This is a genomic window from Echinicola soli (assembly GCF_006575665.1).
Lineage (GTDB): Bacteria > Bacteroidota > Bacteroidia > Cytophagales > Cyclobacteriaceae > Echinicola > Echinicola soli.
This window is the reverse complement of record NZ_CP041253.1, coordinates 1,702,904-1,717,684: the sequence shown is the minus strand read 5'-3', so window position 1 is coordinate 1,717,684 and position 14,781 is coordinate 1,702,904. Positions and strand designations below refer to the sequence as shown.

Genomic DNA, 14,781 nt, shown 5'->3' with positions numbered 1-14,781 from the left:
ATGGACAGAGACATCAAACTGATCGAAACGGAAGACGGATCCCACTCCCTCTATGTTCCTGAACTCAATGAGACGTATCACTCTTTTCATGGCGCATATCGGGAATCCATTCATGTATTTTTTCTTTATGGCTTGGATTATTGGTTTACCCACCACCCTCATCAAAAACCCATCCGGGTCTTTGAGGTAGGTTTTGGTACGGGGCTGAATGCCTGGCTGGCACTTGTTTGGGCCGAACAGAACAAGGTTCCACTACTTTACCACACCATTGAGCCCTTTCCTATTGGGGAAGATATATACTCCAAACTCAACTATAAAAGTATCGACGAGGATATAAGCAACTACCAAGGATTTTTCGACCAACTACACGAGGCGGCTTGGAATAAAGGTGATGCCATCACTCCATATTTCAACATGAAAAAGGACAAAACCACCTTAGAAGATGTACAGCTGTACCCTACAGATGTGGTGTTCTTTGATGCCTTTGCACCAAGCAAGCAGCCTGAGTTATGGTCCAAAGACCTCCTGCAAAAAGTAGTGGACGCAATGAACCCCGGAGGGGTATTGGTCACCTACTGCGCCAAAGGTCAAGTGAAAAGGGATCTTGCGGCAGTGGGACTGAAGGTAGAAACGCTTCCTGGCCCTCCAGGCAAAAAGGAAATGGTTCGCGGCGTTAAATTATAAGTAAAAGGTCATCCAAACTTTCCGAATTTTTCCTCCACGGCCTTAAACCTGTAGGCAAAAATGGAGGCCAGTTGCTTTCGGATAAAAACTACATTGGCAATAGTCCCCAAAGGGCCAAATGGTGGCTGATAAGTAACGATGTCTTTCATTATCACCCCACCTTCTATCGGCTCTAGATGGTGCTGATGGTGCCACATCGCATACGGCCCGATGCGTTGCTCATCCACAAAAAATTCCTTTTCCCTCACTTGCGTAATCTCTGTCACCCAGTTCATTTTGATTCCCAGTATTGGGCTTACCTTATAGCTGATGATCATCCCCGGATGCATCTTTTCGGGCAGGTGCTTGGAGGTAATATCAAATCCCATATGATCGGGAGTGATGACTTTGAGGTTTTGTGGAGAAGAAATAAAATCCCATACCTCTTCCACAGTGGCCGGAATTTTTTGCTCGGAAAACAGCTGGTGGTGTCCCATGTATACGGTTTATTGATTTGTTACTTTTCTTAACACTGCAAGCACTTATTTAGCTACCCCTGCAGGCCGCGGGTAGTGTCATCCCCACGTATTTAACCCAATGCGTTTCATTGGGCTGGATTAAGCACCCTTTCAGGGGGTGTTCTAAAAACACCATAAAAGTCAACGCTTCAAACCTCATTTTACCGTCGAACTGAGGTTAGAAGGTTGGATCACATACCTTTCTTTAATCAAGAATTAAGCCACCAAATGCTGATATTGAGCAATGTAGCAAAGCCGACCCAGAGAAGGTAAGGGATTTGCAAATAGGCCGCCCACTTGCTGACAGCCTTGAAGCACACGATCATCCAAATGATCATACCTAGCAGCACCACGATTTCAACAACGGCCAACCCGATCAAATGAAAATGGAAGAAGATAAAGCTCCAGCAGAAATTCAGTACAAACTGCACAGCAAAAACCTGGATCGCACGCTTTCTCCTCGCAGATTTCGGCGCATTCCAGATCAGGTAAAAACCTAGCCCCATCAACGCGTACAACACCGACCAAACAGGTCCAAAAAGGCTGTTGGGTGGATTGAAAGAAGGTTTCTCCAGATCAGCGTACCAAGTGGTGATATTTCCCACATTGGCAATTCCTGAAATACTGCCCATCAAAACCGTTACGGTCACAAACAGCAATAGGTAAAACCAATTGACCTTTTTGCTTGAAACATTTCCGGTGGTATCCATATTACTTCTATTTAAAGTGTAACTACCAAAATAAAGAATTGTTTGGGCACCTCTTTTTTAGACTTAGACCATCGTGTTCGTTTCTATTACTTGAGCCTCAAAAATTTGACTGTGGGAAAGTATCTGGTCGCCTTATTGTCATGGATATTAAATGTATTGACTACTGTCACCGTAGCATTGTAAACATACATTAGAAACCATATCAATTTAGCTTCAAAAAAACTGATAAAAGACAAATCAATGTGCAGCCCAAACACCCCCATTGCTATCTCCAATAATACAAACAGCAGAGGCATTATCAAAAAAGGAAGCAACACGCATAAAAGTGTCCAGGTAATTTGAAAATTAATGAGCGGTCTTGCTACCTCATCAATTCCTTTAACTTTATCCTTGTAAAGCACCCAAAGTACAGAAGGTACTAAAATTCCCAGTAATGGGAAAAGGATAAATGATAGCGCCGACAAGCTTAGCTTTTTTAGAAAATCCGTGTTCTCCATTAGATTGGGATCGATAAAAACATCGGGACTTATACCTAATGCCTCGGCCAAACGCTGGCAAGTAGATCCACTTGGTTTTGAAGTACCACTCTCTATGCGCTGGACTGTCCGCAGGCTTACTCCCGCCTCTTCTGCCAGCAACTCCTGAGAAATCCCTTTACTTGACCTAAGCCCTTTTAGTTTTGATGAAATACTATTTTCTTCCATAGCCTATAGCATTTTGTTTACCCCAAAATTAGTGGATATACCTTCGTTTTGATCATGTCGTAAAGGCGCCTACTTTATGACATTTCTACGTCTAAAGTGACAAAATGCTGATTTTTGAGCTAATTTATCCTATTATCATTATAAAAGATTTTCTTGCTATGGTAAAAGTATGACGTCTCTAAATCTTCTTCACCCAAGCATTTCCCAGGCCTTTGGACTTGTAATGTTCCAGCCTTTTGGAAGCATCATAAAAACTATCAAAGGTGGTCACATAACAATAAAAAAGCTGATCGTCTGTATTAAAGAAGTATTTTGCTTGGTCAAAACCTTTCTGGTCAAGTACTTTCAGGTACTCCTCTGCATTTTCTTTGGAGCTAAATACACCTGAAATGAGATAAATTTCTTCGGTGGCCTTGGGTAAGGCAGACATTCCTTCACCAGTGGAAGCAGGACTGGATGTATCATTGATATTTAATCCATCCAGCATTAGCATGATCTCTGTGCGTCGGTTAAGTTGGTGATCGGCCGCTGTACACGGACTACCGGAGCAATCATGTACCGGACGGGTTTTGCCATACCATTTATAACTAATCCGGCCTTCCTCGATCCCTAAGCTGATCAGATAATCCCTGACTACCTCGGCACGCTGTTCAGAGAGCACTTCATTATAGCTTTCAGAACCCCGGATATCGGTATGACCTGCCAATGCCAACTCCATTTCAGGTCGTTCCTTTAGCAGCAGGGCCACTCTGTCCAATTGGGAAACACTCTCGGGACGAAGGATGTATTTGTCAAAGTCAAAATAAATAGTCGGCACATTCATCGTAACTCCGAGGTTTGGCGTCTCGCACAAATCCTTCAGGTCGGCAGGCAGTTCGTACTCCTTGCCCTCCTCAGAAAATGCCATCAACACTAATTCACTGCGGCGATTGAGCTGGTGCTTCCACTCTGGACAGGGCTGACCGTCGCCACAATTATTGACCAATTCTTCCTCTCCGTACCAGGCCTCATGAACCCGCTCTGACGAAATACCCTTACCTTCCAAATAAGCTGCTACAGCATCGGCCCTCGAGTTGCTGAGCTTTTCATTGTAATCATTGGATGCCCGGGCATCAGTATGGGAACGTACCTGTAAATCCAGGTAAGACTGGGAAACCATCAACTCAGCCACCTTATCCAACACAGCCATGGCATCAGACCGAATGACCGCTTTGTCCAAGTCGTAGTACACCAGATCCACGAATACTGTCCTTCTATAGGGTATGGGAACTAGCGTGTACTCTCGCTCAACCAGTCCATTTTCGGCTTCTGCCTTGATCTGGTCATCATAAACGGGGAAATAACCTCGCTTGCTTATCTTTAAGGCATAATCTTCCCCAGGCTCCAAGTCACGCTTGATTTCACCTGCCGTTTCCCGATCGAGCGTTAATGCCCGCTGCTCATCTTTCTTGATCATCTCAGCCATAAAACCATCACTGACCAGCCCTCCTTCACAATCAACCACCCTGCCAAGAAAGCGCATCAACATCGTCTGCATGGTATAAATATCGTCCAGCCCTGCACCACCACTGCGATCACTAGAGAGGTACATTTTGCCACCATCAGCCAACAGAAATCCAAAATCATCGCGCGGCGAATTATAGGGAATCCCGAGGTTTTTCAGTCCCGAAAATGTCCCGCTCCGATAGCCTGCACTAAACAGATCAAATCCCCCTAAGCCAAAATGACCATTGGATGAAAAATAAAACGTATCATCCATCAAAAACGGATCCCGCTCATCTTCAGCGCTATTGATCAGCTCTCCCAGATTCTCGGGGGTGCCAAAGTTAAAATCATCATCAAAGCTCACTTCATAAATGTCATACCCCCCAAAACCTCCTGGCATATCCGAGGCGAAGTATAGCTTTCCTGCTTCTTCATCCACAAAAGGTGTGATCACCGAATACCCTGTGGCATCATTCCAAGGAACAGGTTTATAATCGGCAAACTTCCCGTCTTCGCCTACCTGGCTGAAGTACAATTCAGAGTGATAATCAATATAGGAATCGGCCCGCTGGCCATAGTCCATCTCTGGGTTTACGCTATTGGCAGGTTTAATTTTTTTTCCATTCTGACGCTTCACCTTTCTAGTGACGGTATAGAATACTTTTTTGCCCCCATTTACGAAGAAAGGATCCGCAAAGTGGTAACTATCCGGCACAGGAACTTCCAAGGAGCTAATGGCTCCTGTGCTATCCGCTTTATAAACATGCAAAAAATCCCTTCCCGTCCATTCATAAATATCCTCATTCATCCTTCCGGACAGGTCAAGTCGCACAGCGGATTTTTTCGCATTGCCTGTTTTACCCCGATCAGAAGTGAAGTACATATTGCCTTGAGCATCCTTCACCAAACCATAGTCGGAAGCATTGCTATTAATCCCCGGCACAGGTTCCAGTGCCATTTTTGAGGAAGAGGCATACCAGTATTGAAGCGAATCCAAATTGAGAGGATCCAAACCTTCACGGTCCGGCAATGTGTCCAGTGCCGCCTTTACCTCCTCGAGTTTGCCTTCGTAATTGGCTGCTGCCGTAAAATGGACATAATCATCCGTCACAGCCTCCTCAAAGCCGATAACCTTCTGCCACCACTCATAGGCGGACTGATAATCGTTCATCTTTTCATGGCTGATCGCGGCGCCTTTGGCAGCCCGATATTTCCCACGCTTTTCATAAGCCCGTTCATACGCTTCAGCGGATTCTTGATAATGCAATAGTCCATATTCTTTATCCGCATACCGCAAAAGTGCCTGCTGGCCATAGCTTCTTTCGTACACCAGCAACGCAAAAATGATAACAAATGCTGCTTTAAAAATCTTGTTCATGCTTAAAACCATCTTGGGTTATGTACTCTAACATCTCCAGGAATAATATAATATCCCACTGAAATTTCATGGGAATTATTCCTTAAGTTACTCAAAATATTTACATTATGATCATAGCTATACCCTATTCTAAGCTGTTTAGTTGCAAAGATTTCCACAATTGCTGCTATAGAATTTCGATTATTGAGGTTTTCTTGCAAATTTTTACTGCCATTCCCCAAGTTTGACCGATAGGATGCCCCCAGCCACAGCCGCTCCATCAGCAGCAACATGCCATTGATATCGTAATTAGTGGGGCCTCCCTTGGCCTCTTTGACCAGTACGGAAGGCTTGAACTGCACTTCATCAGAAACAAATATCATCGTACCTGCCGTAAAATAATAGTGGAAATCATGATAAGCCAGGGAAATATCCTCTCTTTCAAGCGCTTTTTTACCAATCATATTAAACATACTGAATCCTGCATAGAACCTGGCGGTATGAAAGAAAATCCCCGTATTCATATTTGGGGTAAAGGTATTTACTTTTCCCTCCGGAATATCAGGATCATTATATTCGTCAGGGCTCAGCATCGTACCATCTATGGCATATTCGGACAGCCCTCCGCTAAGTCCAAAACTCAAAAACGAATCGTAGCCAGTCTGTAACCTATAGGCATATGTCAGCAGTGCAGAGAAGGTGGACGTAGGCCCCAGCTTATCTGACAGAATGGATGCCCCAAATCCCATGGTACCTTCATTGGCACTTAAGTCAGCGGACAGTGAAAAGGTCTTGGGAGCGCCTGGAAAATTGGACCATTGGCTACGATAGGTCGACTGAATATAGGGAACCCCCTTATAGCCTGCATAAGCAGGATTGATATTCAGGCCGTTGAAAATATATTGGCTAAACTGCGGAAGCTGCTGGGCGCGCCCTTCACTTCCCATAAGGAATGTCCATGCAAAAAAACATAGACAATAAACGGTAAAAATTTTTCTCATGATCGGTATGGTTATCGTTCTGTTTGGTTGGAAGAGGTATGCTTGATTACCTGCACCCATCCCTTGAATACATGGAAATCGCCTTGAGGGTCGGTCGCCTTTAAGACGTAGAAATAAGCCCCGCCATTGAGCCCTTGGGCATCCCAGTCATTTTGATAGTTTTCCTTTTCGAAAACATGGTCTCCCAAGCGGTTCATGATCACGATATGGTTACGGCTAAATTGCTGTAATCCCCTGATCACAAAGTAATCATTGATATCATCCTTGGTACCGGGGGTGAATACATTGGGAATAAAAAATTCGGCAATGGTATTATAGTCTTTATCTGTATTGTCAGCAGGATTTACATCCTCATGGGCGCTTTCTACACTCACTTCGTTCAGCAATTCTCCTAGTGCTTTGGCTTTTACCGTAAGGGTAATCACCATGCTTTCACCTGCCGGGAATTCAGCGATATTCCATCGTAGTGTATTGCCCTCCTGCTCCAACAATGGTTCCATCCCTTCTGATGAAAGCAGGTACGAACTACTGACATAGCCCACTAAGTCAGGAAGTTCATCCACGATCGTGATGCCCGTGGCTGTACCCTCGCCATTGTTTTGCACCGTGATCGTGTAACTGAATTCATCCCCTTGGTAAATCCTGGCCGCATTAGATGTTTTGGAAATGGCCATATCCACATTATGGTCGGTAATGATTACTGCTTCAGCCTCAGCTTCGATCTGGTAATCCCCCACTGTTAGTTCCACGACATTGACGGCTTCCCCCACTTGGGTAGCCATCACAATTATTTCTATTGCCAATTGTTCATCAGGCTCCATGGATTCAATGATCCAGCCACCATCGGCTTCTTGTTCCAGAGAGGAAGACACCAAGGTGAATACTGCCGGCAAGTGATCAGTGAGTGTGACATCCCTGATCTCCACTTGGCTATTGTTCGTAATGGAAATGGTATAGGTCAGTTGCTGGCCCAGCACAGCCTCGGTGACATCCACTGCTTTGGTCAGTTCAAACATGACAGTCTCATCAGGCCCTTCTACTATCACCGTATAGGTATCACAGTCGGTTATTAGCTCCCCTTGTGGGTTTTCCCCTTCTGCTGTGGCCTTGTTGACCACTTTTCCACGATCCACATCCTCTTGGGTAATGACATATGTAGCCTTAAAAGTGGTCTTATCCTTTTCACCGGGAGCCAAGGTAATCGGCCCTCCGGCAACGTCCACCATAGTATCCAGCACATGGACATTTTTAAGGGTGACATGGCAGCTGTTTTTCACCACAAATGAATAATGGACATGGTCGCCTACATTGGGCACACCGTCTCCATTGGTGTCTATATATGTCCCGATCTTTTCCAGCTTGATGGAGCCCTTTACATAAATATCCTGAATATCTTCATCCTTGGCCGTCGTCACCTCTCCAGAAGGCAGTTTTCCCGATACGGTTGCTGTATTCTTAAAAACTCCGGCATCCACATCCTCTTGGGAAAGTACATAATACGCTGAAAAAGTCGTACTGTCTTCTTCCCCAGGAGCCAAGGTAATTGGCTCGCCTTCGACAGTGGCCTGCGGATCTTCCACACTGATCTGATCTATCGTGCCAGTACAGACGTTCTTGATCAAAAAGGAATAAAAAATCGTGTCGCCGGCACTAAATTCTCCATCCTCGTTACTATCTTCATAGTGCCCTGTCTTTTCCAAAAGGAGATGGACCTCTTCTCCAAAGGGATAAATGGGTTCTTCCCTGGACTCATGGCCAAAACCAACAGCAGCATGAGCAAAACAGCATGCAGCCCAAAATAAAAAGCTGGATAAAAGTGCTTTCATAATTAGTAGAGTTTATCGTAGTTCTTTTAAAATCGTCAGGTTCAAAAATGTAATACTAAAAGGAACCTCCAATCGTAAACACATTCAAAACACCTTCACAACAAGTTTATGCATTTCAAATACATTTATGTGATGTAAATATGCTATTTATTGTAATACCTTGCAAAATAAACAGCATTTATTTTAAATTAAAATACATTTTTATATATACATAAAGGATATGACTGTATTCAAAAAACATAATTAAAAAACTATATAGTTGGATTTTTTCACAATGATCACCGCCGATATTATCTGTTTAGACTTTATTTTATATCTTGTACGGAAGTATCTAAAGCACTGAAATTCAACCAATAAATCTGATCCCATGATCCCAAAGACCGTTCATATCCAAAAGCAAAAAGCGATAAAAAACCAACAATCAGCACTTTCCAGCAGGATCAAAAAACTGGAACAGCTTAAAGAATGGATCAGATCAAATCAAAAGGAAATAGAAAAGGCACTCTATGCGGACCTCCATAAACCTACTGCCGAAGTAGCTGTCACCGAAACCAGCTTTGTGGTGATGGAGCTCAATGCCGCGCTAAAAAGCCTGGCCAAATGGTCTGCTCCGATAAAAGTAAAACAACCCATTCACATGCTGGGTACCCAAGCCTATATCCAAGCTGAACCAAAGGGAGCTGTATTGATTATTTCTCCTTGGAATTATCCCTTTAACCTCACCGTAGCCCCCTTGGTATCTGCCATTGCCGCAGGATGTAGTGTTTGCCTGAAGCCCTCAGAGCACAGCCCACACACTGCTGCACTGCTCCGGAGAATGGTCACCGAGCTATTTGCAGTAGAAGATGTGGCGATTTTTGAAGGAGGGATTCCCGTCACCGAAGAACTTCTCGAACAGCCTTTCGATCATATTTTCTTCACCGGAAGTACTGGTGTAGGAAAAATCGTCATGAAAGCGGCCGCTAAAAACCTGAGCAGTGTCACCCTGGAATTGGGCGGAAAGTCTCCAGTGATCATCGATCAGGGATTTGATTTGCAGGATGCCGCCAAAAAAATAGCCATCGGCAGATTTATCAATAGCGGACAGACCTGCATCGCTCCTGATTACCTTTTTGTACATGAATCCCAAAAAGATGACTTCATAGCAGCCCTCAAACAGCAAGTAAACCACATGTATAATACCAACGGCAAAGGCTTTGACCGCAACGCTGACTATGGCAGAGTCATCAATGCACAACACATCGTCCGACTCCAAAACCTCCTTAAAGATGCCCAAACTAAGGGCGCACATGTGGAATTTGGCGGTAAAAACTCTCTTGACCACCAATTCATGGAACCTACAGTGGTGAGCCAAGTCTCTGAAGAAATGGACTTGATGAAAGAGGAAATCTTTGGTCCTATCCTGCCTATCATCACATATCACCAGATAGATGATGTCATTCAGCTGATCCAACTAAAGCCCAAACCTCTTGCCGTCTATTTATTCACAACAGAGGACCTGGTTACCGAACAGGTCAGGAAAACCACCAGTAGTGGGGCCTTGGTAGTCAATGACTGTGCGATCCAGTTTCTTCATTCCGAGCTGCCCTTTGGTGGAATAGGTCCCAGTGGCATGGGCCGTTCACACGGACATGCGGGATTCCTGGCATTTAGCAATGAAAAATCAATTCTGAAACAGCGAACGGGCAAGACCTTACCAAAATTACTTTACCCTCCTTATGGGCTTAAAACCTCTGGGATCATCAAGGCCTTTATGAAGTGGGTGATGAGAGGGTAGTATCATCTGATGTGAGATATTAACTACCGGATACTGGGCATTGGCTAGATGCAAGTAGCCAGTGTCTAGACGTAAGTCTTGAGATGCGAGACCTGAGACAAAATTCCTCTTGTCGGCAACGTCATTGAGAACGCAGAGCAACGGAGTGAAGCAATCTCCTTCTCTTTAGACGAGCCTGCCTCGTTCCCGATAGCCTCCGGGACAAGCTGTCCCTCCCTGCCTGGCTTCAGACAAGCCTGCTTGGCTTCAGACAAGCCTGTTTTGCACCAGACAGGCCTGCTTGGCTTCAGACAGGCACAATTCGTTATGGGTGGTTGTAGCCCTCGTTATAGCGAAAATGAGCAAAAGTCCGGAGGAGTTTGAAAGGAATTGGTCTAAAATCCCATCTAGGGATGAATCAGTTATTACTATGTTTGACAATGAAATCTAATAATTAATCCGATCAACTATAATCAGGTAAGTACATTGATCATTATAAGACAAAATGTACATTGCCCTTCGGCTCTATCCGGCTAAACAGATCCGCTCAGGGAACGGGGATCAAAGCATATTTCTGGGAGAATGTCTTTAGGTTAACCAAATAGGAATATACTTCCCCAATCGACTTAGCTGCTCACCCTATGTTTTAGGTGATGGCCACTTGAATTGCATTTATCCCAACTTTTCCACTTGATCCGAGAACGGTCAATTGCTACTACAACTTATAAACTTACAACCTCTCAAACCACTATCAAAACTCCAGCCTTCCGCTTTCATTATCCCCATACAATATCAAGGTCTTTGGCTCTCCATCCACATAAAAATTTACCATATTCCGCTGATCTGGGTAATCACTGATCAAAATTTCATTGGAAATTTCGACTTCCCCAGGTTTGCTGATGCCTTTTGCCTCCAAGTAAAACCAGGCAGCATCTTCCTCCACTTCGAAGCCCAAATACTCCAGCGAGGCTTTTTTCCCATTGACAGATATCATATTGTGCTTCAGTAAATAGTTTTTGATCATCAGGGATAACTCATCGGGATCCTGGGGATCCATAAAATCCACTGATTTACCAGCTTCATTTCCCAAGGCCACTTCAAGATCGTCCCAAAAAATTTTCTGGGCAATTTCCAGGCTTTGGGATGCTTCATTATAGTTTATATCGGTAACACTGATATAAAAAGGATGAAAATACGCCACCCATCCTATCATGAATGAGAATATATAATTATAGAACATTTACGCTTTGATTGTTATTTTTTATGCGAATTTAACATTAATATTACATCCAGTTTTTCCAAACCCAAATTAAATACTAAGCCCTTCTTGTATTACGAACGTGATTTGGCGCACACTACGGCAAGATCACCGGTCGGATAATCATCATGCAAGAGGACAAACAAATTATTACATGAGTCAGTTTCAAGCATATTTCAAGCTCGGTATAGAACATATCCTTGACCTTAATGGTTTTGATCACATTCTGTTTGTGATCGCCCTATGTGCCATCTATTTGCTTCGTGATTGGAAGAAAATCCTCATTTTGGTAACGGCCTTTACCATTGGTCATTCCATCACTTTGGCCCTGGCCACGCTCAGGATTTTCAATGTAAATTCCAACTTGATCGAATTCCTCATTCCCGTGACCATTGCCGTTACTGCTTTCTTCAATATCCTAAAGCCTCGCCCGTCCAGCGGAAGTGGCATCCAGGCGAATTATGCCTTTGCTCTCTTCTTTGGACTTATCCATGGCCTTGGATTTTCGAACTACCTACGGTCCCTATTGGGCAGAGAGCGCTCCATCTGGGAGCCTTTGCTAGCTTTTAACCTTGGTCTGGAAGCCGGCCAGCTCATCATCGTAGGTATCTTCATTGTGATCTCTTCAATTACTATTGGTATATTTGGTACCAATAGAAAAGAATGGGCACTGGTCATTTCCTCCATCGTGTTGGGAATGTCCATTATGATGATGCTGGATAAAGTATATTGGTAGATAAGTGTTGGATGCATCGTGTCCGAAGAGGGAAGTAAGTGATAAAGTACGAAGAGAGAAGTACGAGGTACGAAGAACCGGTAAGTTTGAATAAAGGCTTCTGCCGTAAGGTAGCATCGAAATTGGTATCTTCCAGTGGGCAGTCAAGGCAGGAAATGCCCCTGATGTCCGAAACAAAGATTTCGGACAAGCGAATTTTACATTCTTTAAATTTTAGAAGAACCTTTAATCCGAGAACCCAAATTATAAGAGAGATATGAAAAGATTTATTCACATCCTTGCTGCCTCCCTGGTGCTCATTACCCAGGCCATGGCACAGCATAGTGAGCAAAATCACGCTGAGCGCTTCGAACAGCTTGGCCCAATGCTCCGCTCTCCGAATGTTTACCGGACAGCCTCTGGTGCTCCAGGTCATTTGTATTGGCAGCAACAGGCCAACTATGACATCAGTGTAGCGTTAGATGACGAAAACCAAACCATCAAAGGCACGGAAACCGTCACCTATATAAACAATTCCCCTGATGCTCTCAGCTACCTTTGGATCCAGCTGGACCAAAACCAGCGTGCCAAGGACGCCGACAGCCACAAAGCATCTACTAGCAAAATTCAAGACAGAATGTCCATGCGCCAGTTGGAATCCATCCTTTGGCACGACCAGGACCTGGGGTACAAAATCCACAGCGTAAAAGATTCCCAAGGCAATGACATCCCCGTAGCAATCAACAAAACCATGATGCGCGTGGACCTGCCCGAACCGCTTACAGCTGGCGACCGAATAGAATTTACCGTGGACTGGAGCTTTAACATCCACGACAGAACCAGCTTCATCGGTGGCCGCCCCGGCTATGAGTATTTTGAAGAGGATGGCAACTACCTCTACACGATGGCAGAGTGGTTTCCCAGAATGGCGGTCTATTCTGACTTCCAAGGCTGGCAAAACAAACAATTCTATGGTAGTGGAGAGTTTGCCCTTACCTTCGGCAACTACAAAGTAAGCATCACCGTACCTGCTGACCATATGGTGGGCGCCACTGGCGTACTCCAAAACCCAGATCAGGTACTGAACGACACAGAGCTGGACCGATGGAATCAGGCCAAGGAGACTTTTGACAAGCCTGTGATCATCCGTACTCAGAATGAGGCCGAGAAACTCGAAAAAGGAAAAGCTTCCGACACCAAAACCTGGGTGTTCGAAGCGGAGAACGTCCGGGACTTCGCCTGGACCTCCTCGCGTAAGTTTATCTGGGATGCCATGGCGGTGGATGTAGGCAACAAGAACGTCATGGCCATGTCCTATTATGCCAAAGAGGCCAACCCACTTTGGGAGCAATATTCTACCAAAGTAGTGGCTCATACCTTAAAGTCTTATTCTGCCAGGACATTTGACTACCCTTACCCTACGGCCATTTCGGTAGAAGCTTCAAACGGCATGGAATACCCCATGATCTGCTTTAACTACGGACGGCCTGACAAGGACGGCACGTATTCCGAAGCCATCAAAAACGGTATGATATCTGTCATCATCCATGAAGTGGGCCATAACTTCTTCCCCATGATCGTCAATTCCGACGAACGCCAATGGACATGGATGGACGAAGGCTTGAACACCTTTATGCAGTTCCTTGCCGAACAGGAATGGGATCGTAACTACCCTTCCAGAAGAGGCCCAGCGCATAAAATCGTAGATTACATGAAAGGCGAAAAGCAATACCTAGAGCCGATCATGACAAATTCTGAAAATATCATTCAGTTTGGTGCAAATGCCTACGCCAAACCGGCCACTGCCCTTAATATCCTGCGGGAAACAGTGATGGGCCGTGAATTGTTTGACTTTGCCTTTAAGCAATATTCCCAGCGATGGAAATTCAAACACCCCACCCCAGCCGACTTCTTCCGTACGATGGAAGATGCATCCGGGGTAGACCTGGACTGGTTCTGGAGAGGCTGGTTCTTCGGCACAGAGCCGGTGGACATTTCCCTTGCTGATGTAAAGTGGTACAAGCTGGACAACAGAACCCCTGAGGAAAAGAAAAAAGCTGATGCCGAAGAATACGAAAAATATGAAAGCTACCTGACCAAAACCCGAAACGAAAAAGATGTTCCTGAAACCGTACTGGAAAAAGATCCTTCCACTAGAGACTTCTACAGCAGTTACGACAGGTTCTCAGTAAGCCCAAGTGATGAAAGAGCTTACAAGGATTTCATTTCCAGCCTTAATGAAAAGGAAAAAAAACTCTTTAACAATGGGCTGAACTACTACGAACTGACCTTTAAAAATATTGGCGGTCTAGTCATGCCCCTGATCATTCAGTTTAATTATACCGATGGATCTTCCGAAGTACAGCGCATACCTGCTTATATCTGGAGAAAAAACGAATCAGAAATAACCAAAGTTTTCCCTACCAAAAAAGAAGTGGACAGCATCGTCTTGGATCCATATAGGGAAACTGCCGACATCGACGAAGAAAACAACTATTTCCCCAGAAGGAATATTCCTTCCCGATTCGAGCTCTTCAAGAGAGAAAGTGGCCCTCGTGGAGCTGCCAGCGGCAGCAATCCTATGAAGGAAGCCAAAAAGAACAAGTAATCACCACAAGCAATCTTATCCAAAAAAAGAGCTGTATCATAAGTAATCCGTCATGGTGAACGCAGTAAATAATCTTCTTATACCTGCAATCGAGATCACTTCGCTTCGCTCGTGATAGCCTGGGGGCAAGTGAAAAGTTGGGGGGATTAGGGTTGGTTTCGACAGCACGCAAATGGTGCA

11 protein-coding genes are annotated in these 14,781 nt (G+C 44.6%); 4 read left to right on the top strand and 7 right to left on the bottom strand.

Translation table 11 applies throughout. The features are described from left to right. Nucleotides 1-684, top strand: a complete 684-nt coding sequence (gene mnmD / locus FKX85_RS07180) for a tRNA (5-methylaminomethyl-2-thiouridine)(34)-methyltransferase MnmD (protein WP_141614081.1) — start codon at nt 1-3, stop codon at nt 682-684. An 8-nt stretch (nt 685-692) separates the two neighbouring features. On the opposite strand, the gene FKX85_RS07175 is transcribed toward mnmD, so the two are convergent. The 6 genes from FKX85_RS07175 to FKX85_RS07150 form a co-directional block, all read right to left on the bottom strand. Beyond that, a complete protein-coding gene (locus tag FKX85_RS07175; protein ID WP_141614080.1) occupies nt 693-1,160 on the bottom strand; it encodes an SRPBCC family protein in 468 nt (155 codons plus the stop codon). A gap of 230 nt (nt 1,161-1,390) precedes the next feature. After that, complete coding sequence (locus FKX85_RS07170; RefSeq protein WP_141614079.1) at nt 1,391-1,891, bottom strand: TspO/MBR family protein; 501 nt, start codon at nt 1,889-1,891, stop codon at nt 1,391-1,393. 86 nt (nt 1,892-1,977) lie between these two features. Beyond that, nucleotides 1,978-2,595, bottom strand: coding sequence for a helix-turn-helix domain-containing protein (locus FKX85_RS07165; protein ID WP_141614078.1), 618 nt, complete (start codon nt 2,593-2,595; stop codon nt 1,978-1,980). Nucleotides 2,596-2,773: 178 nt separating this feature from the next. Continuing rightward, nucleotides 2,774-5,458, bottom strand: a complete 2,685-nt coding sequence (locus FKX85_RS07160) for an OmpA family protein (RefSeq protein ID WP_168196231.1) — start codon at nt 5,456-5,458, stop codon at nt 2,774-2,776. 2 nt (nt 5,459-5,460) lie between these two features. Further along, the gene (locus tag FKX85_RS07155) at nt 5,461-6,438 is read right to left on the bottom strand and encodes a PorP/SprF family type IX secretion system membrane protein (RefSeq protein WP_141614076.1); all 978 of its coding nucleotides are present in this window, start codon (nt 6,436-6,438) and stop codon (nt 5,461-5,463) included. A gap of 11 nt (nt 6,439-6,449) precedes the next feature. Then, complete coding sequence (locus tag FKX85_RS07150) at nt 6,450-8,264, bottom strand: DUF7507 domain-containing protein (RefSeq protein ID WP_141614075.1); 1,815 nt, start codon at nt 8,262-8,264, stop codon at nt 6,450-6,452. Between the two features lie 367 nt (nt 8,265-8,631). Between FKX85_RS07150 and FKX85_RS07145 the strand changes: the two genes are divergently transcribed. Further along, entirely contained in the window at nt 8,632-10,041 is a 1,410-nt protein-coding gene (locus FKX85_RS07145) for an aldehyde dehydrogenase family protein (RefSeq protein WP_141614074.1), read from the top strand. Nucleotides 10,042-10,771: 730 nt separating this feature from the next. On the opposite strand, the gene FKX85_RS07140 is transcribed toward FKX85_RS07145, so the two are convergent. Beyond that, the gene (locus FKX85_RS07140; protein ID WP_317130674.1) at nt 10,772-11,233 is read right to left on the bottom strand and encodes a DUF6702 family protein; all 462 of its coding nucleotides are present in this window, start codon (nt 11,231-11,233) and stop codon (nt 10,772-10,774) included. 199 nt (nt 11,234-11,432) lie between these two features. Between FKX85_RS07140 and FKX85_RS07135 the strand changes: the two genes are divergently transcribed. Together FKX85_RS07135 and FKX85_RS07130 are read left to right on the top strand one after the other, a co-directional pair. After that, nucleotides 11,433-12,014 (top strand): HupE/UreJ family protein, encoded by a 582-nt coding sequence (locus FKX85_RS07135; protein ID WP_141614072.1) that lies wholly within the window; start codon nt 11,433-11,435, stop codon nt 12,012-12,014. 256 nt (nt 12,015-12,270) lie between these two features. After that, nucleotides 12,271-14,601: a M1 family metallopeptidase gene (locus FKX85_RS07130; protein WP_141614071.1), complete on the top strand. Its 2,331-nt coding sequence runs from the start codon at nt 12,271-12,273 to the stop codon at nt 14,599-14,601. Nucleotides 14,602-14,781 lie beyond the last annotated feature (180 nt).

Bases quoted from the DNA above. Each gene is read 5' to 3' on its own strand.
- FKX85_RS07130 (WP_141614071.1), top strand. From the start codon at position 12,271: ATGAAAAGATTTATTCACATCCTTGCTGCCTCCCTGGTGCTCATTACC.
- FKX85_RS07170 (WP_141614079.1), bottom strand. From the start codon at position 1,891: ATGGATACCACCGGAAATGTTTCAAGCAAAAAGGTCAATTGGTTTTAC.
- mnmD (WP_141614081.1), top strand. From the start codon at position 1: ATGGACAGAGACATCAAACTGATCGAAACGGAAGACGGATCCCACTCC.
- FKX85_RS07150 (WP_141614075.1), bottom strand. From the start codon at position 8,264: ATGAAAGCACTTTTATCCAGCTTTTTATTTTGGGCTGCATGCTGTTTT.
- FKX85_RS07140 (WP_317130674.1), bottom strand. From the start codon at position 11,233: ATGATAGGATGGGTGGCGTATTTTCATCCTTTTTATATCAGTGTTACC.
- FKX85_RS07135 (WP_141614072.1), top strand. From the start codon at position 11,433: ATGAGTCAGTTTCAAGCATATTTCAAGCTCGGTATAGAACATATCCTT.
- FKX85_RS07155 (WP_141614076.1), bottom strand. From the start codon at position 6,438: ATGAGAAAAATTTTTACCGTTTATTGTCTATGTTTTTTTGCATGGACA.
- FKX85_RS07145 (WP_141614074.1), top strand. From the start codon at position 8,632: ATGATCCCAAAGACCGTTCATATCCAAAAGCAAAAAGCGATAAAAAAC.
- FKX85_RS07165 (WP_141614078.1), bottom strand. From the start codon at position 2,595: ATGGAAGAAAATAGTATTTCATCAAAACTAAAAGGGCTTAGGTCAAGT.
- FKX85_RS07160 (WP_168196231.1), bottom strand. From the start codon at position 5,458: ATGAACAAGATTTTTAAAGCAGCATTTGTTATCATTTTTGCGTTGCTG.
- FKX85_RS07175 (WP_141614080.1), bottom strand. From the start codon at position 1,160: ATGGGACACCACCAGCTGTTTTCCGAGCAAAAAATTCCGGCCACTGTG.